Consider the following 22,049-nt stretch of genomic DNA (forward strand, 5'->3'; position numbering starts at 1 on the left):
ATCGGAATCCTAATGTTTTGCTTTGGTCGGGGATTTGCGCAGAGGCAGAGTCTCCCCTTCAAACCATGTGCTGTCGACCAGCGTCCGGACCGGGACCTCGGGGAGTCCGCGCTCGCCACGGTGGATCATTCCGATCAGCACGTCGGTGGCGATTTTTCCTATGAGGAAATCATTCTGGTTTGCTCCCGAGATGCGTTGATCGGTGGTGTCGATCGCCATCGATACAAAGCCGATGTCCCTGGGTACGCGGTAGCCGAGTTTCTCGATCACCGGGAGGACGGAGTTGTAGCCGATCAGCACGTCCGGCTTGTACTTATTAATCCACTTTTTGAAGAAATCCGGATCAAGCGATTGCAGTCGCGGCACGGGAGTGAGGTCGGGGTGCATCGTAAAAAGATACAGCAGGCGCGAGATCCAGATGTAGTTCCCCCCGACATCGGTCGAAGGCAGGATGCAGTAGCCGGGCCGGCGGTACCCGAGTTCCATCACCTTGTCCATCACCAGGTCCATGGTTTGGGTGTGATGATTCGTCACAAGGTGCAGCATGTGCGGGTGCATCGAATACCCAAAGGCCACGGCGGAGAAGTCATGAAAATTCAGCTCCACCGGCACCTTGGACCGGGGCTGGGGGGCGATAAGCAGACCATTGATATTCCTCGCCTGGAAAATACGCTGGAGGCGTTCGGGCGTCATATCCTTTGCATGCAGCCAGAACTCTTCCAGCTTGTAGCCCAACTCGCTGGCACGGGTCGATGCGCCCTCAAAATAGCTGCGATAAATAGGATTCTCCAGCAGCGCCTCCCGATCGGGCCAGTTGTTGACCCAGGCCAGCACGGCATGAAACGTCGCCGGGCGCTTTGCGTTCCGGTAGGAGATGAGTGCGGAGAGGATAGGATCGGGGCGATAGCCCATCCTTTCCGCCACGGCGCGGACCTTTTCGCGGGTCTCCTTTTTCAATCGCGGAGACCCTCGCAGGGCGAGTCCGACTGTCGTGTAGTGCAGGCCCAATTCGCGGGCAATATCGCGGACCGAAACGCGTTTTGTCATCAGGGAGGATAAGGAATTCTCCAGTGTGAATGACTTATCTTCGCAAAGCAATTTAAATCCCGGATTGCTTCGCTAACATAGGATGAAAACAAACCTCTCCCCCGTTTATAAGAATGAACATCGCATCCGCGAATCAAATCCTCCTCGGAGTCCTTGCCCTTTCCATTGCCGCGACGGCGGGTTGGGCGGTTGAATTGACTCTTTCCGGCAAGACCGACAAGGAGGTTGCGCTTTACCAACCAGGCGAGCCAATGGTGTTTCAGGTCCAGTTGCTGGAAGATGGAAAACCGGTCGGAGACCGTAGGCTGCGCTGGACCCGGACAGGCGACGATGGGAAGACCGAGAAGGGTGAGACGGTGGCGTCTGCCACCGGACCCCTGGTCATCACGACATCGACGGACCAGCCGGGATTTGTCCGCATTCAGGTCGAGGCGGTGGATGATGCGGGGAAGCCGCTTCTAGGGAGCAAGCAGATTCCGATCCGCTTCGATGGAGGAGCCGGGGTTCAACCGGAGAAGCTGGTACAGGGCGCACCGGAGCCCGCGGACTTCGACACATTTTGGAAGACGCAGGTCGAGCGCCTGAAAGAGGTGCCAATGAAGTTCACCATGACCGAGGTCTCGTCAGCCGATCCGGCGTATGTGACATACGACGTCAAGATCGACTGCGCCGGGGGCAAGCCTGTCTCCGGATATCTGACGAAGCCCAGAGATGCGGCGCCCAAATCCCTCCGCGCCAATGGAGTCTACATGGGGTACGGCGTCTCATCGGCAAAGCCCTATACAGCGCCGGGAACCATGATGTTGTGTATCAACGCCCATGGCATCGAGAACGGGAAGGAGGCGGAGTACTACAAGGGACTGGGTTTGGAAAAATACGGTTTCAAGAATGAGGAAAATGCCAGACCGGAGACAGCGTACTTCAATGGCATGATCCTGCGTGTCCTGCGTTCGCTCGAATTTCTCAAGGCCCAGCCCGAGTGGAACGGCAGGGATCTCATCGTCAGCGGCGGCAGCCAGGGAGGATTCCAAGCCTTGTCCGGCGCCGCCCTGGACAAGGATGTGACCAAGTGCATGGTCAATGTGCCGTGGATGTGCGACCTCGCCGGGGTGAATGTGGGACGGCTCCGGGGATGGCGGCCGGATTACGCCGAGGGGCTGGGGTATTATGATTCCGTAAACATGGCCAGACATATTGCATGTCCCGTCACCATCACGGCTGGCCTCGGGGACTATGTGTGCCCGCCCTCGGGAGTGGCGGTGCTGTACAATAATCTCAAGAGCGCAAAGCAACTGGATCTGGTGCAGGGGATGACACACCAATATTCTCCGCCGAAGCCCCAGCAAAAGATCGCCCTCAAGGCCGACCTAACACCCTCCACCACTCAGAACTGATCCGTCATGGCTGTTGTTTCATTAGGTGCATCGGTGCTTGTCACTGGAGCTGGCGGGTTCCTGGGCCGTCACCTGGTCGACGTGCTCGGGCGGGATTTCTCTGCCCGCGCCTTCGATGTGCAGGGAGAGTCTGTGATCAAGGGTTCGGTGACAGATCGAGCCGCGCTTGAGTCCGCCATGGAGGGTGTGACGGGATTGGTTATCGGCCACATGGCGCCAAATCGGGATGGTATATACGATGACCCGGCGGTGCCATTTGACATCAACGTCAAGGGTGCCGCCCTGTGCCTGCAGGTCGCCGCCGAGCTGGGTGTGAAGCGTGTGGTTCTGATTTCGAGCACGACCGTTGTCGGTCGGGACCTTGCTGCCCGTCGGTTTCTTTCGCGGGACCTGCCTCCGTCACCTCATGGACTATACGCCTTGACCAAGACTCTGCAGGAGGTCATCGCGCGATATTACCATGAGGAGCATGGCATGGAGGTCGCCATGTTGCGGCCGGCTTATGTCGTGAGCGGCGAGGATCTTGTGGACAAATACGGGAACCGGAAACCTGGAGCGGATTGGCAGGCGATCGACCCCCGCGATATTGCGGAGGCTGCCAGCGCGGCGCTTCTGCTGGATGGGCTGGGATGCGAGCCATTTTACCTCGTGGCGGGGCCAGAGGCCGAGGCGCATGCCGATATTGCCTACACCATGGAGCGCCTGGGATGGCAGCCGAGATACCGCTTCGACGAGTTTCCGCGGCAGGACAGCCAGACGGTTCCGGGAGAGGAAACCCGATCCGGTGAATCATCAGGGGGTTTCTACAGGTTGAATCCTAAACGAGTTGGTAATCAATAAACACGGGTAGTATGGTTGTTTCGTGCTCACTCCCCCAAGGCATATGAAAAAGTCTTTTGCAGCCTTCTCTCTCGTCGAGGTGACGCTGGCGCTGGGAATCATCTCGGTGAGTCTGCTTTCCTTGATTGGTCTGCTACCTGCCGGACTGGGAGCATTGCGGGAGTCAATGGACCAGACGGTCCATGCGCAAATCGTGCAGCGTATCGCGGCGGGAGTCTCCACTTCGGAGTTTGCCTCTCTCACTGGTCAGACCCTGACGTTTGATCAGGAGGGCCAGCTGCTGGCAGGCACGACGGATGCCAGCGCCCGCTACACGGCAAAGATCGAGGAGTCCAAGCCCTCGCTGCCAGGATTGAGCGCGGATGCCGATATTGCGCAGATGCAGGATCATCTCAAGCGCATCCGGATCGGCATCACTCGGAGCAATGTGCCAAATGCCCAGATTGTCTGGTATGCGATTCAAGTGGCAGCCCGCTGAGGGAAAGACGCTTCATCCCGCCGGGTTCACGTTGCTCGAGATCCTGGCGGCGGTGACCCTGCTGGCGATGATCCTGGTGATGACAGGATCGATCATCAGCAGTAGTTCGCGAGCGTGGCGGCAAGCCAACGCCAAGATCGAGACCTTTCAGGATGCGCGCGCAGCATTTGACGTGATGACAGGCAGGCTTAGCCGGGCGACGTTGAATACCTATTGGGACTACTATGATAGCGCGCGGAAACCCTTCCGGCTGTCGTCCTCGCCCGCAACGTTTGTACCCGACCAGTACGGCCGCTATTCCGATCTGCATTTTCTTTGCGGTCCGGCCTCGTCATTGATCACGGGCATGCCCCCCGGCATCTCGGCCGTGGCGACGCAGGCGGTCTTTTTCATTGCGCCCACAGGCCTGTCGTCCAACGCTGATTACAGCGCGCTGCCGGGTCTGCTGAGCGCGTGCGGGTACTTCGTCGGTTTCGGTCATGACGATGCGTCGAAACCGGGGTTTCTTTCCACCCCTTCGCGGTACCGCTGGAGATTGATGGAGCTGAGCGCCCCGGCGGAAAAACTGTCGGTCTTTACGACTTCGTCGGGGGATTCCTGGGCAACTACCCCGCTGTCCCAGGGGCAGGTCCGTGCAGTGGCGGAGAATGTGATCGCGCTGGTGGTGTGGCCCAAGCTCTCGGCACAGGATGATCCGACGGGCACGCAGATCTCCAGTGACTATGCCTATGACTCCCGTACCAGCGGCTCGTGGAGCGGCACTCCACCCCGGCAGCCTGCACAGGCGCATCAGCTTCCACCCAACCTGCAACTTACGCTGGTCGTCATCGATGAGATTTCGGCCCGCCGCATCGAGAAAGGGTCGGCTCCTCCGACGGAAATCACCACAGCCCTCAGTGGATTGTTTACGAATAACGTCACCCAATATGCCGACGACCTAAAGAAGCTGCAGGACCGGCTGGCGGCGAGCAATATCGGATATCGCGTCTTTTCGACGACGGTATCGCTGCGGGAGTCGAAATGGTCGCCATGAAGATGCGCGCCTTCAGCCTGGTTGAGCTCCTTGTGGTCGTTGCGATCATTGGCCTCCTTGCGGTATTGGCTGTCCCGGCAATGTCGAGCATCACGGGAGGTACGTCGATGACACGCGCGGGGCAGATCGTGGCAGACCAGTTTGCTTATGCCCGACAGGAGGCTGTGGGTAAGAATCGTGAGGTGCAGGTGCGCTTTGTGTGGCGGGATGGCAGTCAGCCCGGGTATGCCGGGGTGCAGTTGTGGGCTCCGGCGCCGAATGATGTTACGAGTTATCGACCGATCTCCCGCATCTCATGGCTGCCGGATGGCACTGTGATGGCCTCGAACTCCAAGATGTCACCGCTGATCGCGGGGGCCTCGATCCGCGAGACCAATGGCGTGTTTCCGGGGAGAGGAAATACGAAGTATTGCGGCTTTCGTTTTCGCCCGGGTGGTGGCACCGACCTGGGCTTTGATACCACGTCGAATTTTGTGACCGTCGTGCGCGACCGTGATGCGGCGAAAACCGATGTGCCGGATAACTACGCCGTGATCCAGGTCGACCAGGTGAATGGTCGCATCCGTACCTACAGACCGTGAGAAACCTGACTCCATCGCGCCTCGGCAATCACCGGGGTGCTGCGCTTATCATTGCCTTGGCCATCATGATTCTCGTGCTGGCTCTGGTCATGGGAATCCTTTCCCGGGTGACCACCGAGAGATCCGCCGCAGGGGGATATGCCTCCTCCGTCGGAGCAAAGCTGCTTGCCGAGACCGCGGTGCAGCTCGTGCAGGCACAGATCGACTCGTCGACCTCGGGCGGCATCTCGGTGGCCTGGGCGTCCCAGCCAGGATTGATCCGTACGTTTGACGCATCCGGTCGTCCGGCGAAGTCATTCAAACTCTATAGCGACGGCACGATGCAGGTGAATGGAGCGCTCAATCCCGTCACAGAAGCCAATGCATTGAAGGACTGGTACAAGAGTCCCGGAGTCTTTACCGATATCAACTCACCAGTGGATGCAAACTTCGATGGCACCCCGGATATGTGGCCCATCCTTGACCCATCGGCCGCAGGAAAGGTCGAAGGTTTTGCGATTAACTCCGCTCCGATCGGAAGCTATCTCGGTGTAAATAATAGCGCGCCGATGCCGGTGCGCTGGCTCTATGTCCTCGAGGATGGGCAGGTTGTAGCGCCGGACTCCTCGTCAACTGGCAATGAAGCCAACGTTCCCGGAGCCTCCAAGGACAACCCGATCGTTGGGCGTATTGCTTTCTGGACGGATGACGAAACCTGTAAACTCAACGTCAACACCGCGTCGGAAGGCGCATATTGGGATGTGCCGAAGTTTACCACGGTCACGGATCAGAATCTCGGCATCTACCAGCCTGTGAAAAACGAGTTCCAGGGATATCCGGGTCATCCTGCGGGGGTGAACATCTCCACCGTTTTTCCCGGACTCGTTTCCGGGTCGACCGCGACAGAGTATGACAGATTTTACAAGATAGCCCCGCGCATAGCAGCGGGCGGTTCGGCCAACCTTACCAAGCCGGCGACAGATTCGCTGAACCCTGTCACCCTCGATCAGGATCGTCTATATGCCGATATCGATGAGCTGATTTTCGATAATTCCCGTAACCCCGATGGAGCCTTGGGAAAGGCGGATATCGAGCGGGCGAAGTTTTTCCTCACGACGATCAGCCGCGCGCCGGAGGTGAATCTGTTCAATCTCCCGAGGGTCGTGTGCTGGCCGATTCACACGGATTCCTCCCGGCGTACGCCCTTTGACAAGCTCATCGCTTTTTGCGGTACCCTCAACGGGCTTCCCTATTATTTCCAAAGGCAAAACAAAGACAGCATGACCGAGGATTTCGTGAGCATATCGCGGAATCGCGTCCTTTATTCCTATCTGCAGGATCTCACATCTCGAAAGACCCCCGGGTTTGGTGGATCGATCGCAGGCAAGCTGGGGGCCGACCGCGACCAGGTGCTCACCGAGGTGTTTGACTACATTCGCAGTTCGAACCTCAATGACCTGAACTTCACCGACACCACCAAGCAATTTGCTCCCGGGACAGGAAACCGTGCGGTGGGGCAGGGCGAAGTGGTGCCGATCAAGATCGGGAACACGCGGGGATTTGGGAGATATGTGACGATTAGCGAGCTGGGTCTATGGTTCATCTGCACCGCAGATCCGAACACGCCGTCGTCCAACAATGCTACGACCAATCTCACGCTGGCAGAATTGACACCCCTTCAGAAAAATGACGCGGCAGGCACGCGGCAGGTGCGGATCGAGGCGGCCCTGCTTCTCGATCCCTTTACGCCCATGCACGGTTCAGTCGCGATGCATCCCGATATCGAGATCCTGATCGACGGGCTGGACGGTTGGACGGTGAAGGGAAATGCCGACCCGGCAGTAGCCAACCTTGGTTTTCCCACTCTCGCCAGGCAGACCGACTCCGATGCCGGCGTCTTTCGCTTTGGAACCAATTCGGGCTGGGTCTCGTCCCTGCCGAATACGGGTGGCTACATGGGGACCAACTGGGCCATGTATCAGCGTCAGATGCGGGCGCGCGGCCGACTCGCCAAGGATGGGGGATTTGACGGATCAGTCGACTCCAGCGGCGTTAAGAATAAACAGAATCCGTTTGTCAGCCTGCCGGTCACGATCTCGGTGACCAACTCGAATCCGAAGATGACCGTGAAAGGATCTCCCATCACCGTCACCATCAAGCAGCGAACCACCGGTGAGGTGATCCAGACGCTCAAGATGGAGTTTCCGGAAACGACTATGCCCGTGCCGAAGCTCTCGACGACGCTGCCATGGACATTCCAGCAAACCGGAGCCGGTGTCGCGCCGGAGACCACTGTGACCGGAGGCCGGTTTACCTCGTCGGTCCCGTCCGTCGATCGCAACAATGATGTGATCTACTCACTGGTGGCAGCCCAGGGAACCCCTGCGCAAACGCTCGATCCCCGCTTCCTCGCGATGACGGAGAATGTGGAGAACACATTCATCCTTCACCCGAAGGCGGACGGGACAAATGCATTTGCCCACTCGATCATATCCAATCCGATTTCAGGCTTCGGCGGCTATACTCCAGGGGCCGGGAATGGGAACACCGGGACCCTGGCGAACCTCGGGGCGGGAAAGTTCTACCCATTTTCCTATCAACCCTGTCCGAAGGTGCCTCTGCCGGCATTGGCAGCGGTGGCCAACGGAGACTGGGACAATGGGATCGGGCCTTTGCCGGACGGAGGCTTTCTTAACCAGCCGGACCAGGGCAACCTGGCGGCGCGTACCGACACGGATGCCAACTTTGGCTACACGACGCCGTATTTCAGCGTACATAACAAGATCAGCGGGGTGAGCACGACCTTTACTTCGCCCAGTCGTATGATGCCCTCGCCTGGAATGTTTGGTTCTCTCCCTTCGGGATTCAAGCGCGGGTTGGGCTGGCAGACGCTGCTCTTCCGCCGTCAGCCATCGCATCCCGGTTACGGAGCGGCCAGCGGCGGCTTCATCGACAATCCCGACTTTCTCTGGATGGATCTTTTCTGGATGCCGGTGGTGGAGCCATATGCTATCAGCGAGCCGCTGTCCACGGCTGGAAAAGTCAATATGAACACCCAGATCATTCCGTTCACCTACATCCAGCGTGATACGGGCATCTATGCAGTGCTGGAGAATGAGCGGGTGATCTCGGTCCCGGCAACGGATTACAACGGGGTGTACAAGACCGGAACCAACAACGTCTTTAGCACAAATAACTACCGGCATCCGGTGAACATTGCTGGCACGCTCAAGCAGTTTGAGCAACGATTCAACAACTCGGATGGCACGGGGCTGTTTGCCTTTCGGTCGGCTGCGGAGATTTGCGATCTGCATATCCTTCCCGACGATGCTTCCGTGGATACATCGTCCCGATCCTCCATAGATAATTCCATGGCGACTTACTGGGCGGCCAGAACGTTGACCGGGGACAACTCCCGGGAGCGTGTCTACACGACGGTCTATCAACGCCTCACGACAAAATCGAATACGTATACTGTCCACTTCCGCGCCCAGTCGCTACGCAAGCGCTCGGGTTCGTCTGCCAGTGTCTGGGACGAGAGCAAGGACATGATCACCGGTGACTACCGGGGGTCGACGACGCTGGAGCGATTCGTTGATCCGAACAATACCACTATCCCGGATTTTGCAGCAAATCCCGTCGCGACGCCTACGCTGGACAGCTTTTATCGCTGGCGGATGCGCTCGCATCGCACCTTTGCTCCCTAGAGCACATTCCTCCTAATCCGTGACCTCTCGTCTGCCCAGGCAGACAGCGAGGAAGGGTGCTGCAGTTGTCACCGCGCGAATGCCATTAGGCGCTCGCAAATCATCGGTGACTTATCAGCCTAAAAGATAGGGCCGGAAGTCCCCATGGTCTTCCGGCCCTTGTCCTATTTGTCGAAAATAGTGACTGGCTATAGCGAGCGCTGCTCTTCCAGAGTGATGCGTTTACCCATGTTGTGAAATTTCTTCTGGATGTCGCGGTACATACCGCGGATCTCCGACTCCAGGCCCTGAAAGCTACACTTTGGGCAGTAGTGGAAATCGTTGCCAGCGTTGATCATGAGAACGTCGGTATCCCGTGAGAAACACACGGGGCACCGCATTAGGCTGCGATAGGGGTTAGATTCAGACATGAGCTAGTGGTGCCATTGCCGGTAAGGCGGTGGGTGAGTTGGAGGGTGAAGTAGGGGCTGAAGAGATGTCCGGCGTGAACACTGCCGGAAACGGCGGATTCGCTCGTCAGGGAGAGTCGGCTACGGACATGAGGGATGATAGCAGCGACCTCGGTGGCGCCGGGTGCGTCGCTCCATTTGCCGGAGTAGTCAAACTCACGACGCAGGGGTGATGCGCCATTGGCCTCGAGGACAATGCCATGCAAATCCTCTGGGTACTCGGTGCGACCGGGGGCTCCCTTGAAGTACTCGACGAGGTCCAGGTCCACTTGCGCGGAGAGGTCTGTGACCCGGCGCGAAATGGTGATGACACCTTTTCCAAATTCGTACCTCGTTGTCAGTTCGCCGGTCAATCCGTCGGAGAAGGTGAAACGCACCGGAGACAGGGTGAGCTTCACCTTTCCATCGGCGCGCTCTACCGATGCCGCTTTCGTGCGGAAATTGCAAAGGTCGAGGGTTTGTTCTCCGTGCTTGAGGAGCAGCGTGGTGCGTGCGCCATCGTAGCAGTGATGAGCGTTGCCAGACCGATGCTGGGACTGAATGAGATATGGATAGCTGCCGATGTCGCGATGTGGCGTGTCGGGGCCGGTCGCCACGGGAGCCTCTCCCGCATAGGGCCGGAGATCGCCGATGGAGCCGCCCTGCGTGGCGTCGATGGTCACGCGGTAGGCGGGATCGATGAACCAGAAGTAATGCTTCCCGCTCCCATAGAGGAGCTCCTTTGCGAGATAGACCTCGTCATGGCCGACGGGGCGGATCTGGCGGTGACGTTCGCCATAGGAGGAAAGCGTGAGATCCTCAAGCTGACCTTTCTTTTTGAGATCGGCCATATAGGTGAGAAACTTGCGGTACAACTCCCATGCCACCTCTGGCGGATACTCGCTGTTGTGATTCCAATCCAGCCAGGACGGACTGACGAACGTATTGTAGTACGAATAGCCGCCATTCCATTCCGCCTGCATGCGGTATTGGTCGATGAGGTTAAGGTCGTACGGGCAAAAGCTTGCGTCATTGCCCATGCCACGAATGACATTCGGCGGATGGCTGGCCCAGAAATCATTGCGGCCCTCAAAGGCGAGCGACATATCGCGCACCAGGTGAGGGACGGCGACGACGCCGGCGGCGTCTTCTTCAGCCCGTGCGGGGCGCAGACCATGGGTTTTGCTCGGGTACCATGGGTTCCACGGCATGCCTTCATTGAAAAGGTACCACGAGTGGTTGCAGCCATGGAACACGCGCACGCCTTCCTCGAAACACCCGCCGATTACCGTGCGCGCCTCGGGCGCGAGACGGCGCAGGATCTCCAGGCAGGAGGAGTCGAGATGATAGGACCCGATGGAGGTGGGGTTGGCTCCGAAGACCTCGGCGAACTTGCCGATCATCCTGGCGAGGATCTGCTCTTTGCTCTCTCGATCGAGCAGCCACAGGGCGATCTGGCCGTTGGAGATTTCAGAGATCCCCGGTCCGGTGAGATTGTGCAGGGCGAGGGAGATTTCGTCGCCATGCGTGTCGCGATCGCGGATGGCGTCGGCGATGGCGCGTGGATCGAAGAGATCGCTGTAGTACAGGAAGATGGTGGTCTTCAAGCCGAGCTGATGAGCGAGCTCCTGCTGTTGACGATAGATATCGTAGTGGGCGCCCGGACCCGGGCGGTGAAAGATATTGAATAGCATCATGGCGGAAAGGGGATCGGCTGGGCTGCCGTGGGATCACGGCACTTCTTCATTCTGCCTGTGACGCGAACCAAGCGCCAGCGGCTCAAATTTCTCTCTGTAGAAAGAGGGGGGATCTTCCGCCGCTGGCGATGATTGCTAACTCCTGCCAGTGAGCGTGCGAAACAGGACAGCTTCGCTTTCGCGAAAGGGCGTGCCGTCGGGACGGAGCAGATCGTGAAACCAGAGATCGGGATCGGAGAGGATCGGCTCTCTCCAGGACTCCCAGGGAAAGAGCGTCTGCGTCCTGCCGGTCACACCACCCCAGTTGAACGCGCCGATCTTGTGGCGATGGAACAGGGGCAGGGTATCCTCAAGTGTGTTGCCGATGGTGCGGGCGAGGTACTCGGTGCACCAGAGCGGGCGGTCGTAGCTCCGGAGATACCCGACCACATCCACGGTCTGCCCGGGAGGCAGGTAGATGTGGAAGGAAAGAATGTCGGAAGCCTCCAGCATGAAGCGCGCGATAGGGTGCTCGCGGCAGGCTCCTCCCGCGTCGAACCTCCACACACCCGAGGTGAGAGGTTGGATGGGGTGGACGGAGCGCACCCAGTCAAAGGCTCGGGCGATCAGCGGAAAGACGATCTCAGGTTTGGCATCGCCCAGCTCGCGAGGGATGTACCACGGGCTTTCGTTGTCGGGTTCGTTCCAGACATCCCATCCGATGATGCGCTGGTCGTCCTGAAAATGGCCGACCACGCCGGTGACGTATCCCTCAAGGGTCTCAAATGCGCCGGGCCTGGCCAGAATCTCCCGACCCGGAGACTGCACCCAGAAGCTGTTGTGCACCCCGGGCTCCGGCTCCCGTTGTTTGCCGAGGCGGGGAAAGGGATGCCAGCAGCTATCGAAAAGAACGAGCAGGGGGGAGATGCCGTGTCTGGCCGAAATCTCGAGGAATCGGTCAATACGGGAGAGAAACCCCTGCGCATCCTGCGTCCACAGGAGGTCGTGGAGGAAGACGCGCATTGTATTCATGCCCAGCCCGGCGAGCCAGCCGAGCTCCCGGTCGATGGCGGCCTCGTCAAAGGTCTCCGGCTGCCACATCTCCAGTTGGTTCACGGCGTTGCTCGGCTGGAAATTGCATCCCACGAGCCATGGGCGGGCGTTGTGCCATTCCCAGGACTGCTCGGCGGACCAGCGTTTATCGGCGACGGATTGATGATAGGGAGGGAGGTGCATGATATTTGGCGTTTCCATATTCCTTCCATAAGTGCTTCTCTGTTTCCATGGGTCGAATCCACCTGGACCTTCGTGAAATCCACTCGATCGGAAAGCGAACGCGAGAGTGGATCGTCGGCCCGATGCAGTGCCGGGCTCTGGAAAGACACGACATCGCGTTAGCAGGCATCTCGGAGGCCGCGAAGGATTTTTGCTTCGTGCGCCATTGTCCGGAGATGAGGCAGGTGCTCGTCAGCCTGGAGGGTGCCGGGCGTGTGTGGACTGCCGATGGCTGGAAAGAATGCCTGCCGGGAAAAGCCTACATCACCTCGGCCGGGAGGCCGCATGCGTACCGGTCCGAGGGTCGTTGGAAGGTGTGCTGGGTGATCCAGCCTGGAGCAGGAACCTCTGACCGTCACAATCCGCTGTTGCTCGATGTGGATCCGCGTCCGCTGGTGGCGGTGCTTGAGGGCTTGAAGCTGGAGATGTCCTCGAGGCGGGAACCCGAGGCGCTGCGGCATTGGGTGGAGCTTCTTCAGGGCTACACGCTGCGAGTGGGACGACATGGTTCGCCTTCGCTGCTCTGGCCGCTCTGGGAGGAGGTGCGGAGTAGAGTGGGGGAACCTTGGACGCTGACCATGCTGGCCCGTCGCGCTGGACTGGAGCCGGAGCAGTTGCGGCGTATCTGCCATCGCGAGACGGGGCGCAGCCCCATGCGGCAGGTGACGATGCTACGGATGCAGGAGGCGGTATCACTCCTCGGCTCCGGCTTTACGGTCGAGGCTGCCGCGCATGCTGTCGGCTATGAGAATGGCTTTGCCTTTTCCACGGCGTTTCGCCGGGTCATGGGTATCCCGCCATCCGAGGCGGCTGCGCGGGTGCGACGCTGACCGATCAGGGCTCCCAGCGAAGTCCGAGGCAAAGACAAACTCCGCCTTTTGAGAGATGAGGAACTCGACGATCTTGGTGAACTGCTCCCAGCGGTCGTCTCCCCATCCGGCGGGATGTCCTTGCAGGACAAAGTACTCCGCGCCGCGATTGTGGGCATAGCCTTCGACAAATGCGGCGTAGTTGGGAATGAGCGTCGGAGTTTCCAGGGTGACTGCGCCGCAGCGGATGAGGACCTTTTTGCCAGCCGGGTTGCGGGGATCGCCGTACATCCAGACCTTAATGTCCTGGTCCTCTGCGAGCACCTTGGCGGTATTCTCATCCGTGGCGTTGAAAGGTGCTCCGAAGGAAACGTAGGGGAAGCCGAGCTTTTCGCGGGCGAGCTTGTTGGCATCGGTCATGTGCTGCTTTTGATGCTCGTAAGGTTCACCGCCAAACTCCATGATGCGCTTTTTTCCGTCCATGCGCTCGGCGTGGTCGTAGCCATGATTCCAGAACTCGATGCGGCCGCTGTCATGCTGCTGTTTTGTCCAGGCGACGAAGTCCGCGATATTCTCGTTTTGGATGCGCGTGGCAATGATGCCAAACGTTACCTTGATACCTTTTGATGCAGCATAATCCGCCACCTTTTTCCACCGGGCATGAACCCCGCTGCCTGCCGCGCCGAAGTCGTCGAGCTTGATCACGATCCTGGGCGGCTGTTTTCCGCGATAGGGGTCGGCCTTGATCTCATCCTCTAGGTTCTTGAGGAGTTGCGGATCGAAAGACGGAACGGGATGTCCGCCTCCCTCGGCGATTTGCGGATCCGGGATATCGTCCAGCTCGGCGAGGGAAAAGTCGTCCAGATTGACTGGTCCCACCGGCCCCTTGCCTGAGGATGAGAGCCTCACCTCCAGGGTGGCTGCGCCTTCGGGAGCCGCCCCAGCCATGGTGTATTCCTCGTTGAAGAAGTTGTTGGCGATCATCGCGACCGGCCACTTGCGGATCTTCGCAGGGGCGGCGGCGATTTCCTTGCCGTCGGCGCTGCGAAAGACGAGCTTGGCGTCGAGGTTACTCTGGGGTTGCTCCAGTGCCTTGGGGCTGCCCGCCCAGAAGTTGAGCTTGTAGGTCTTGCCGGGAGTGACTGGTACGGCGGCGGAGGTCAGTGAAAACCGAGCCGGTTCGCTTTGCATGCGCAATCCGTTCTTTCCGAGCATGGCTGCATCGGGCGCGACGGTGGCTGCCGTGGCAGAACCCTCCAGTTTCCAGGAGTCGAGACCATTTTCGAAGCCGCCATTGGGCAGCGGGAGTGGGATTTCTCCAGCGGCAAGCGAGCCGCCAACGAGCATGAGCAGGGGCAGGAGTTTCACAAGGGGATTGGAGGGGAAATGGGGGGCTATTCGATCGTGACATCGAAATCGTCGAGATCGACGATACCTTTGGACCGGCTCCAGGAGCGGATGTTGATAACCATGGACTCGGCCTCGTCAGGCACGGTGTATGACGCATTGTATTGCTTCCAGTCGGCCGACATTTTGATGCCGATCACCAGCGGGGGCTGGCCTTTTTCGTCCATGAGCGGACGGCTGCGGGCGCCCAGAGGTTGCAGCGACACTCCGACTACATCGCCATGGGGGGAGCGCGCCCAGAAGCTGATCGTTACCTTCTGGCCCGGACTCACCGTGAAGGCGTCGGAAAAGAATCGCGCGCCATCCGTCTCCGATTGATCCTCCACACGCAGGCCGTGTTCACCGGTGCGGGCTGCCGCAGTGGAGATGCTTGTGATGGGTGTTTTCTCCGTTGTCTTCCACCCCTCCAAGCCCGACTCGAAGCCAGGATTGGGCAGGATCTGAGCGGGGAGAAAGGACGCTGAGGCGAGGAAAATACCGATGATGAGGGGTTTCATGGGAGGATGTGTTAGTTGGCCGACTTTACTCGTGCGGCGAGTTCGGAGGGAGTTAGAAACTCGGCTTTCTGCTCGACGAGGAAATCGATGATCTTGGTGAACTCCGCCCATTTTTCCGGCGTACCCCAGGACATGGGATGGCCCTGAAGGACGAAGTATTCGCGGTCCGGATTCTTGGCATAACCTTCGAGGAAGCGCTGGAAATCCGGCTGGCCGACCTTGGACTCCAGATTCACGGCCCAGACGCGATCCAGCACGGTGACCTTGCCTCCAGCCTGGAGGTCGAGTGCGGCTTTGTCCATCGGCTGGGGGTAGAGCCAGACCTTCATGTCGGGTTCGTCCGCCATGACCTGGTATGTATTGGCATCGCCAAAGCCGTTGCTGGCACCTCCGGGAGGGCCAAAGGTGTTGTAGGCGAAACCGAACTTCTCCTTCGTAATCGCTTGCCCGTCGTCGAATCGCTTCTTTTGTTCCTCGTAGGGGCGTTTGTTGAACTCGTTGTACTTCACGCCGTCGACCTCATGCATGGCGTGATCCCAGCCATGGAACCAGAACTCCACCTCGCCGGAGGCATGCTGCTTTTTCACCCACTCGATCAGAGCGGGAGAAGCCTCGTTGAGTTTCTCGGGATTCACGCCGATGCTGACCTTGGCGTTTTTGGAGGCAAGATAGTCCACGACCTTGATCCAGATGCCGTGGAGGTTGCCACCGTTGATCGGGCGGAAATCGTCGACTTTGATCACGATGAGCGGAGGCTTGGCACGCGAAGGAATGACGACAGGAGCTCGGGGCTGCGGAGGAGGAGTCTGGACTGCGGCAGATGCCGCCCCACTGGCTCCTTCAAAAACGAAATCATCAAAGTCCGCGGAACCAACTGCCTTGCCGAACGAGTGAACCCAGATCGCGACACTCGCGGCCTCGGGCGGAACGGTGGCTTTCAGCCCATACGGGCTCCACTGGCCGTCGGCTTTACTGACGCCGACCACGGGATGGCCGGCACCCGCGCGCTGCGACTCCTCCTTGATCAGCTTGCCCGCCTGATCGTAGAAAAAGAGGTACACGCCGATGAACCCCGCAGTCTCAGTGCGCGCTTGGAAACGAAGTTCCACCATCGCTCCGGGCGTCACCGGGATCCTGCCGCTCGTGGCGGAGGAGCCTGCGTCGGGACTGTTGTCGGTGATGCGGAGTCCGATCTTTCCTGTATTGGCTGCTTCTGGGACGACGGTCGACATGGGGTCGAGCGACCAGCCGGTCGCGCCGTCTTCAAAGCCGGGGTTGACGGGAGCCTGGCCGAAGCCAGTGGTGAACGCGGCGAGCGCGAGAAATGCGGGGAGGAGGAATTTCATGGGACAAACTGCCTGGAGCCAACCTAACACGGTAGCCTGGGTCTGCGACTGTCGATGTTTTCAAACTGTAGACACGGGTTGTCTACACGTTGAAAGGAAACTCAAGAGCACATGATTGCTCCGTGCGGGATTCGCTTTAGGTTGAGCGGAGCTATGAAGTTCCCCTTTCTGTGCGCTCTCGCCGTGGCCGGTTCGGCCTCTGTCCTCCTGGCTCAGGAAACCTCCTGGCGCTCGGCTTTGTACCCGACGGATTGGACCCCCGGCTTTAGTGATGGTTCAGGCCATTTTTTGCATGATTTCTCCTACGCGGGATACCATCGCGGTGAGAAGCCCGTGCCCCGGATCGAGGGGGATGTCCTCGACGTGACGAAGCCTCCCTATCAGGCGGACCCGACCGGGGTGAAGGATTCGACAAGCGAAATCCAGGCGGCGCTTGACGCGGCGGGGGATTCCGGTGGAGGGGTGGTGTTTCTGCCTGCGGGTACCTATCGTATCCAGCCGCAGGGAGCAGCCAACTTTGTGTTGCGGCTTCGCGGCAACAAGACAGTCCTGCGCGGAGCAGGCGCGGACAAGACTTTCCTCTTCAACGATACGCCGATGATGCGCGGCAAGGTGGTGATCGCGGTGGAGCCGGAGAAAGCCATGGATTGGAGGGACGAGGGTAATGGCATCCTCGCCAGTCCGCTCGCCCAGGATGTCCCGAATCAGGCTGCGGAGATCGTTTTGAAAAGCGTGGAGGGGTTTTCAGTAGGTGATCTTGTGGTTCTGCGGAGCGACCTTACCCAGCGCTTCATTGATGAGATTGAGATGACGGGCAAGTGGCAGCCGGCTGGCGCAGCTTCCCCAAACCGCACGCTGATGTTCTGTCGTCGTGTCGTGGGAATCGATCCCGCCAAATCGGCCGTGACGCTCGATGTCCCGGTCCGTTATCCGGTGCGCGTTGCGGATCTAGGCCGTTTGGTGAAGATCCCTGGCGAACTCATTTCAGAATGTGGATTGGAGGATTTCTCGATCGGCATGAAACAGCATTCCGGTGTGGGAACGGAGGAAGAGGATTTCAACAAGCCCGGCACCGTGGGATATGACGTTCATGGTGCTTGCGCGATCAGCCTTCGCAATGCCGAGAACTGCTGGATCAAGGGCGTAAAATCCTATGCTCCCTCTGGCAACGATCCGAATATTCATCTGCTATCGAGTGGGATCGCGCTACGTCGTTCGCGGTTTGTCACCGTGGAGGATTGTTCGTTGGGCTTTTCCCAATACAAAGGCGGCGGTGGCAATGGCTACCTGTACACGCACAATGGTCAGGAAAACCTGATCATCAACTGCCGCGCCGAGGCCGGGCGGCATAACTACGACTTTGGTACCATGGCTTGCAGCGGCAACGTCATTTCTGGCTGCTATTCCAAGGACGGCTCTCATGCATCGGACTTTCACATGTTCCTTTCCATGTCGAATCTCCTCGACCGGATGACCTGCGATGGAGACTTCCTTGAGGCGCGATACTTTCGGCCCTGGGGTGGAAATCCCGTGCATGGCGTGACGACCACGCAGTCGGTCTTCTGGAATTCCAAGGGATTGAAATACTCCAGGGAACGCCAGGCGCTCGTATGGTCCCAGCAGGTCGGAAACGGCTATGTCATCGGAACCAGCGGTCCCTGCGACAAGGTGGACTCCGATGATTATGTCGAGGGTGTAGGCAAAGGCGATTCCCTCATCCCGGCGTCGCTCTATCAGGATCAGCTACAGCGTCGCCTGAAGGCGGCGAAATAAGATCCAGCGGGCCTCGGCTGCTTTCTACAGGATGAATGGAATAGCTGGATCGGCTTCTTTGCCGAAGGTCGGGATGGTCGTATCCTAGCGGCAGATTCATGGAAGTGAGCGATGCAACCATCAAGACGCACCGGAACGGCGTGTCACCCGTAGCGCAGCATGTCGTGCTCGCGATGACGGAGGATGAAAAAGGGTTGTTCTTTCGAAATAGCCCCTTTGGCCTGAAGCATTCCGCCGTACGCGAGAGCTGGCTGGATACGTCGCTCGTCGACGCGGAGACGATCGAGGATGCGCTGAAGACGATGAAGCCGACGATCCTCGTCACGGCATGGAGTTGTCCCCGGCTGCCGGAGGCATGGGGGCAGGAGCCGGACTTTCCCATCCGCTACGTTTGCAGCGTCACCGGGTCGGTGAAGCCACGGGTGCCTCGCTCCTGGATTGAGGACGGCGTGATCGTGACCAATTGGGGAGCCATGGCCAGCACGGCCGTGGCGGAGCATGCTTTTCTCATGGTGCTCGCGCTGCTGCGCTCGCTCCCGCTCTGGGAGGACTGCATGGCAGATGAAACCTCGATGTTTGAGATGATGCCGCGCCTGCGCACGCGAGTGCTGCGCGGGAAACGGGTCGGTCTCCATGGCTTTGGCGCGGTGGCGCGCGAACTCGCGGCCATACTTAGGCCTTTTCATGCCGATGTTGCAGCATATTCCCACGGCGTGCCGCATGCGATGATGGAGGAGTTTGGCGTCACGCCATGCCTGGACCTTCGCTCGCTTTTTGCCCGGAGCGAGATCCTTATCGAGTGCGAAGGACTCAACGAACGAAGCCTCAACTCGGTCACGGAGGAATTGCTGCGCCTGCTGCCGCAGGACGGGGTTTTTGTTAATGTCGGTCGCGGGGCTGTCGTCGATGAGAGCGCGCTGATCAAACTCGCTGCCGAGGGTCGCCTCCGGATCGGGCTGGATGTGTTTCGGCACGAACCTCTACCGGCAGGCTCCCCGTTGCGCGGGCAACCGGGTATCCTGCTTTCGCCTCATGTTGCCGGGCCGACCTGGGAAACCTATCCCCACTGCGGCCAGGAGGCTATGAGGAACCTGCAGCGCTACCTGCGCGGCGAGAAGGTCGAGAACCGCGTGACGCTGGAGGTTTACGACCGCGCGACTTAGCGGCGTTCTTTTTGCCTGCCTGGTCGGCGGATTTGTCGACTTTTCTCAAGTCGGGCATGGTCGTTCCCAGATAGAACTCTCCCTCGACCAACATGCGCACTGGAGTGCCCGGTATGCCGGTTTCACCGCGATGCAGCATGTCGATTACCATGTCGACAGCCTTCTGGCCGATAAGGTAGTCGCTCTGGTGCACGCCGCTCATTATGCTTTCATCCTTGTTTAGAAAAGCGCTGGCAAAGGCGACGTCTTCAGGAATTCGGTAGCCGACGTTTTCGACCGCTTTCTTGGCTTCGTTGAAGGCGAGGATCACGTCAGGTCGATTTTCGCCGATCCATGCAGCCAGGCCGGCATCCTGGGTGGCGTCCCATGTCGCCCAGTAGATCGGGATACGGGCGAGCTCAGGGTGCTCATCCAGGAAAAGCAGGAAGACACTCTGCCAGGCGCAGTCGACTTTGTAGTTCCAATCACGAGGGATGCACAGCCCCGGCCTGCGATAGCCAAACTCCAGCACCTTTTCCATCAGCATCATCATCGTGTGATAGTGGTGGTTGGTCACCAGATGTAACACGGCAGGGCGCATACTGAAGCCGAAGGCCACGGCCGAAAGCTCGTCATAACGAAGGTCGAGAAAGCTCTTCGCTGAGGGCTGCGGGGCAAGCAGCGTGCCCTGGATGTTGCGGGCGCGCAGGATGCGGTGCAGACGCTCGATTGTGATGCCGTCCTTGGCCAGTGCAAACTCCTCGATATTGTACCCGCGCTCGGCTGCGCGGTCGCACGCACCCATATAATATTGGTTGAACTCCTCGCAGCCGTAAAGATTCTCGGGATTGGCCCAGTTGTGCACCCAGGCGAGCGAGGCTTGATAATGCACCGGCCGATTCGCCTGCCGGTAGGCATTCAATGCCGCCAGCATCGGATCGGGGCGATATCCCATCGACTCCGCCAGCTTCTGGATTTTCTCCCGGGTCTCGATCTTCAGCTTGGGACTGTTGCGCAGCGCCAGGCTGACCGTTGTGAAATGCATGTGAGCCTTGCGGGCAATGTCGCGGATCGTAACGCGGGGGCTGGTCGACATACGAGGAAGGTTCTACAGGTAGAAGAATAGCGCAACCAAATACCGCTTTCGCCGGGCGGAAACCATTCCTAATGTTCTCAAGTCAAAGCGGTGCTTTCGCTGCGCTGTTTTGTCCCCAGGCAGGTTTCATCGCAGGTGACCCGAGGGAAAAGGAAAAACAATCTTGAACGTCACGGTCTCTCCCCCAACACCCGAGCATTCCGCGCCGGCCCACCAGCGTGTCTGGCAGGCGGGTACGCTGGTTTATACCTCGACGGGCATCGTCATTCTCTTTGCCTGGCTGCTTCTTGGTGATTTCGCCTGGTCGATGCGCGACCGTTCCGTGGGTCCGATGGCCCAGTGGTATCTGAGTCAGTTGAATGTCCCCAACATTCTGTTCGGGCTGCTCATCAGTTCCTTTCCCGCGCTGATCGGGTTGATTCTCGGTCCGGTGATCAGCGTGAAGTCAGATCGTCATCGCGGAAGGTTTGGACGGCGCATTCCGTTTCTGCTTATCACCACGCCCTTGGCGGCGGCGGGAATGATCGGCCTGGGATTCACGCCGATCCTCGCGCGCTGGGTTCACGCCCATTTCCCGAACGAGAGCGAGATGCTTGTCTCACTCATCTGCTTCGGCGTCTTCTGGGCAGCCTTTGAGGTGGCCACCATCGCCGGGCAGGCGGTTTTTGGAGGATTGGTCAACGATGTGGTGCCGACGCCGCTGCTGGGGCGATTTTATGGGTTGTTCCGGGCGGTGAGCCTCATCGACGGAATGATCTTCAACTACTGGATATTCGGGTTGGTGCCCCATCATTTCACCCTCATTCTCGTGACGGTGGGCATCTTTTACGGAGTGGCCTTCTTCTGGGTTTGCCTGCGGGTCAAGGAGGGTGAGTACCCTCCGGCGCCGCCGATGGAACCCGGCAGGCGCGGGGCGGTCGGCGAGATGAAGACCTATTTTCGCGAGTGCTTCAGCCAGCCGTATTTTCTGGCGGTCTTTGTCATGCTGATGGCGGCAGGGTTGACCTTTTCGCCGGTGAACACCTTTAGTATTCCCTACGCCAAGAGCCTGGGTGTTGACATGGATATGTTTGGCAAATCGCTTGCGCTTACCTTTGCGATTTCGCTTTGCCTGGCCTATTTTCTCGGCTGGCTGGTCGATCTCTTTCATCCGCTGCGGATGGTGATGTTCTGCCTGATCGGCTATGCGGCGGTGGCGATCTGGGGAGCTGTCTTTGCCCGCACGGCGGATACCTTTCTCGTGGGCTGGGTGCTGCACGGAGTGCTCTCGGGCTGCTATTTTACCTGTGCGGCATCGCTCGGCCAGCGGTTGTTTCCGCGCATCAAATTTGCCCAGTTTGCCTCTGCCTCGGGCATCGTGATGTCGCTGGCTACCATGACGTTATCGCCCGCTATGGGAGTCCTCATCGACCAGACGCATAATACCTACCGATACACCTTTGCCATCGGAGCCGGTCTGGCGACCTTTGCCCTGGTGGCGGCGGGTTTTGTCTATCGCAGCCTCATGCGCCGCGGCGGCCTCGACAAGATCCCGGAGTAAT

17 protein-coding genes and 1 pseudogene are annotated in these 22,049 nt (G+C 59.1%); 10 read left to right on the forward strand and 8 right to left on the reverse strand.

Annotation, left to right across the window (positions count from 1 at the left end):
• Positions 1 to 9 precede the first annotated feature (9 nt).
• Positions 10 to 1,047, reverse strand: coding sequence for a LacI family DNA-binding transcriptional regulator (locus tag TSACC_RS20225; RefSeq protein ID WP_075081257.1), 1,038 nt, complete (start codon positions 1,045 to 1,047; stop codon positions 10 to 12).
• Between the two features lie 113 nt (positions 1,048 to 1,160).
• Here TSACC_RS20225 and TSACC_RS20230 point away from each other — a divergent pair, with 113 nt between their 5' ends.
• The 6 genes from TSACC_RS20230 to vccA are packed head-to-tail and all read left to right on the forward strand — an operon-like array spanning position 1,161 to position 9,059.
• On the forward strand, positions 1,161 to 2,441 hold the full coding sequence (locus TSACC_RS20230) for an acetylxylan esterase (protein WP_075081258.1): 1,281 nt from the start codon (positions 1,161 to 1,163) through the stop codon (positions 2,439 to 2,441).
• A gap of 6 nt (positions 2,442 to 2,447) precedes the next feature.
• On the forward strand, positions 2,448 to 3,281 hold the full coding sequence (locus TSACC_RS20235) for an NAD-dependent epimerase/dehydratase family protein (protein ID WP_084400712.1): 834 nt from the start codon (positions 2,448 to 2,450) through the stop codon (positions 3,279 to 3,281).
• 43 nt (positions 3,282 to 3,324) lie between these two features.
• The gene (vccB, locus tag TSACC_RS20240; RefSeq protein ID WP_075081260.1) at positions 3,325 to 3,759 is read left to right on the forward strand and encodes a Verru_Chthon cassette protein B; all 435 of its coding nucleotides are present in this window, start codon (positions 3,325 to 3,327) and stop codon (positions 3,757 to 3,759) included.
• Positions 3,734 to 4,792 carry a Verru_Chthon cassette protein C gene (gene vccC, locus TSACC_RS20245; protein ID WP_075081261.1) on the forward strand — a complete coding sequence of 353 codons (1,059 nt, stop codon included), beginning with the start codon at positions 3,734 to 3,736 and terminating at the stop codon, positions 4,790 to 4,792. The genes vccB and vccC overlap by 26 nt, the downstream gene beginning before the upstream one ends.
• Positions 4,789 to 5,373, forward strand: coding sequence for a Verru_Chthon cassette protein D (gene vccD, locus TSACC_RS20250; protein WP_075081262.1), 585 nt, complete (start codon positions 4,789 to 4,791; stop codon positions 5,371 to 5,373). The genes vccC and vccD overlap by 4 nt, the downstream gene beginning before the upstream one ends.
• On the forward strand, positions 5,370 to 9,059 hold the full coding sequence (vccA, locus tag TSACC_RS20255) for a Verru_Chthon cassette protein A (protein WP_153811554.1): 3,690 nt from the start codon (positions 5,370 to 5,372) through the stop codon (positions 9,057 to 9,059). The genes vccD and vccA overlap by 4 nt, the downstream gene beginning before the upstream one ends.
• A 188-nt stretch (positions 9,060 to 9,247) precedes the next feature.
• Here the strand turns inward: vccA and TSACC_RS22005 are convergent, their stop codons facing one another.
• The 3 genes from TSACC_RS22005 to TSACC_RS20265 form a co-directional block, all read right to left on the reverse strand.
• Complete coding sequence (locus TSACC_RS22005) at positions 9,248 to 9,397, reverse strand: hypothetical protein (protein ID WP_237764041.1); 150 nt, start codon at positions 9,395 to 9,397, stop codon at positions 9,248 to 9,250.
• Between the two features lie 41 nt (positions 9,398 to 9,438).
• Entirely contained in the window at positions 9,439 to 11,184 is a 1,746-nt protein-coding gene (locus tag TSACC_RS20260; protein WP_075081264.1) for a hypothetical protein, read from the reverse strand.
• Between the two features lie 135 nt (positions 11,185 to 11,319).
• Positions 11,320 to 12,399, reverse strand: coding sequence for a glycoside hydrolase 5 family protein (locus TSACC_RS20265; protein WP_202816017.1), 1,080 nt, complete (start codon positions 12,397 to 12,399; stop codon positions 11,320 to 11,322).
• Positions 12,400 to 12,446: 47 nt separating this feature from the next.
• Here TSACC_RS20265 and TSACC_RS20270 point away from each other — a divergent pair, with 47 nt between their 5' ends.
• Positions 12,447 to 13,268, forward strand: a complete 822-nt coding sequence (locus TSACC_RS20270; protein WP_075081266.1) for an AraC family transcriptional regulator — start codon at positions 12,447 to 12,449, stop codon at positions 13,266 to 13,268.
• A gap of 267 nt (positions 13,269 to 13,535) precedes the next feature.
• Here TSACC_RS20270 and TSACC_RS22825 read toward each other — a convergent pair.
• The 3 genes and pseudogenes from TSACC_RS22825 to TSACC_RS20285 all read right to left on the reverse strand — a co-directional run.
• Positions 13,536 to 14,594, reverse strand: a pseudogene (locus tag TSACC_RS22825) (DUF2334 domain-containing protein); the annotation flags it as partial.
• A gap of 47 nt (positions 14,595 to 14,641) precedes the next feature.
• The gene (locus TSACC_RS20280) at positions 14,642 to 15,151 is read right to left on the reverse strand and encodes a carbohydrate binding domain-containing protein (RefSeq protein ID WP_075081268.1); all 510 of its coding nucleotides are present in this window, start codon (positions 15,149 to 15,151) and stop codon (positions 14,642 to 14,644) included.
• A gap of 11 nt (positions 15,152 to 15,162) precedes the next feature.
• Positions 15,163 to 16,497 carry a DUF2334 domain-containing protein gene (locus TSACC_RS20285; RefSeq protein WP_075081269.1) on the reverse strand — a complete coding sequence of 445 codons (1,335 nt, stop codon included), beginning with the start codon at positions 16,495 to 16,497 and terminating at the stop codon, positions 15,163 to 15,165.
• A gap of 153 nt (positions 16,498 to 16,650) precedes the next feature.
• Here TSACC_RS20285 and TSACC_RS20290 point away from each other — a divergent pair, with 153 nt between their 5' ends.
• Together TSACC_RS20290 and TSACC_RS20295 are read left to right on the forward strand one after the other, a co-directional pair.
• On the forward strand, positions 16,651 to 18,270 hold the full coding sequence (locus tag TSACC_RS20290; protein ID WP_084400716.1) for a glycosyl hydrolase family 28-related protein: 1,620 nt from the start codon (positions 16,651 to 16,653) through the stop codon (positions 18,268 to 18,270).
• 98 nt (positions 18,271 to 18,368) lie between these two features.
• Complete coding sequence (locus tag TSACC_RS20295) at positions 18,369 to 19,433, forward strand: NAD(P)-dependent oxidoreductase (protein WP_075081270.1); 1,065 nt, start codon at positions 18,369 to 18,371, stop codon at positions 19,431 to 19,433.
• Here the strand turns inward: TSACC_RS20295 and TSACC_RS20300 are convergent.
• Positions 19,351 to 20,508, reverse strand: coding sequence for a LacI family DNA-binding transcriptional regulator (locus TSACC_RS20300; protein WP_075081271.1), 1,158 nt, complete (start codon positions 20,506 to 20,508; stop codon positions 19,351 to 19,353). The genes TSACC_RS20295 and TSACC_RS20300 overlap by 83 nt on opposite strands.
• Positions 20,509 to 20,671: 163 nt before the next feature.
• On the opposite strand from TSACC_RS20300, the gene TSACC_RS20305 reads away from it, so the two are divergent.
• Complete coding sequence (locus TSACC_RS20305; protein ID WP_075081272.1) at positions 20,672 to 22,048, forward strand: MFS transporter; 1,377 nt, start codon at positions 20,672 to 20,674, stop codon at positions 22,046 to 22,048.
• The last annotated feature ends 1 nt before the right edge of the window (position 22,049 follow it).

It is taken from the genome of Terrimicrobium sacchariphilum, assembly GCF_001613545.1.
Lineage (GTDB): Bacteria > Verrucomicrobiota > Verrucomicrobiia > Chthoniobacterales > Terrimicrobiaceae > Terrimicrobium > Terrimicrobium sacchariphilum.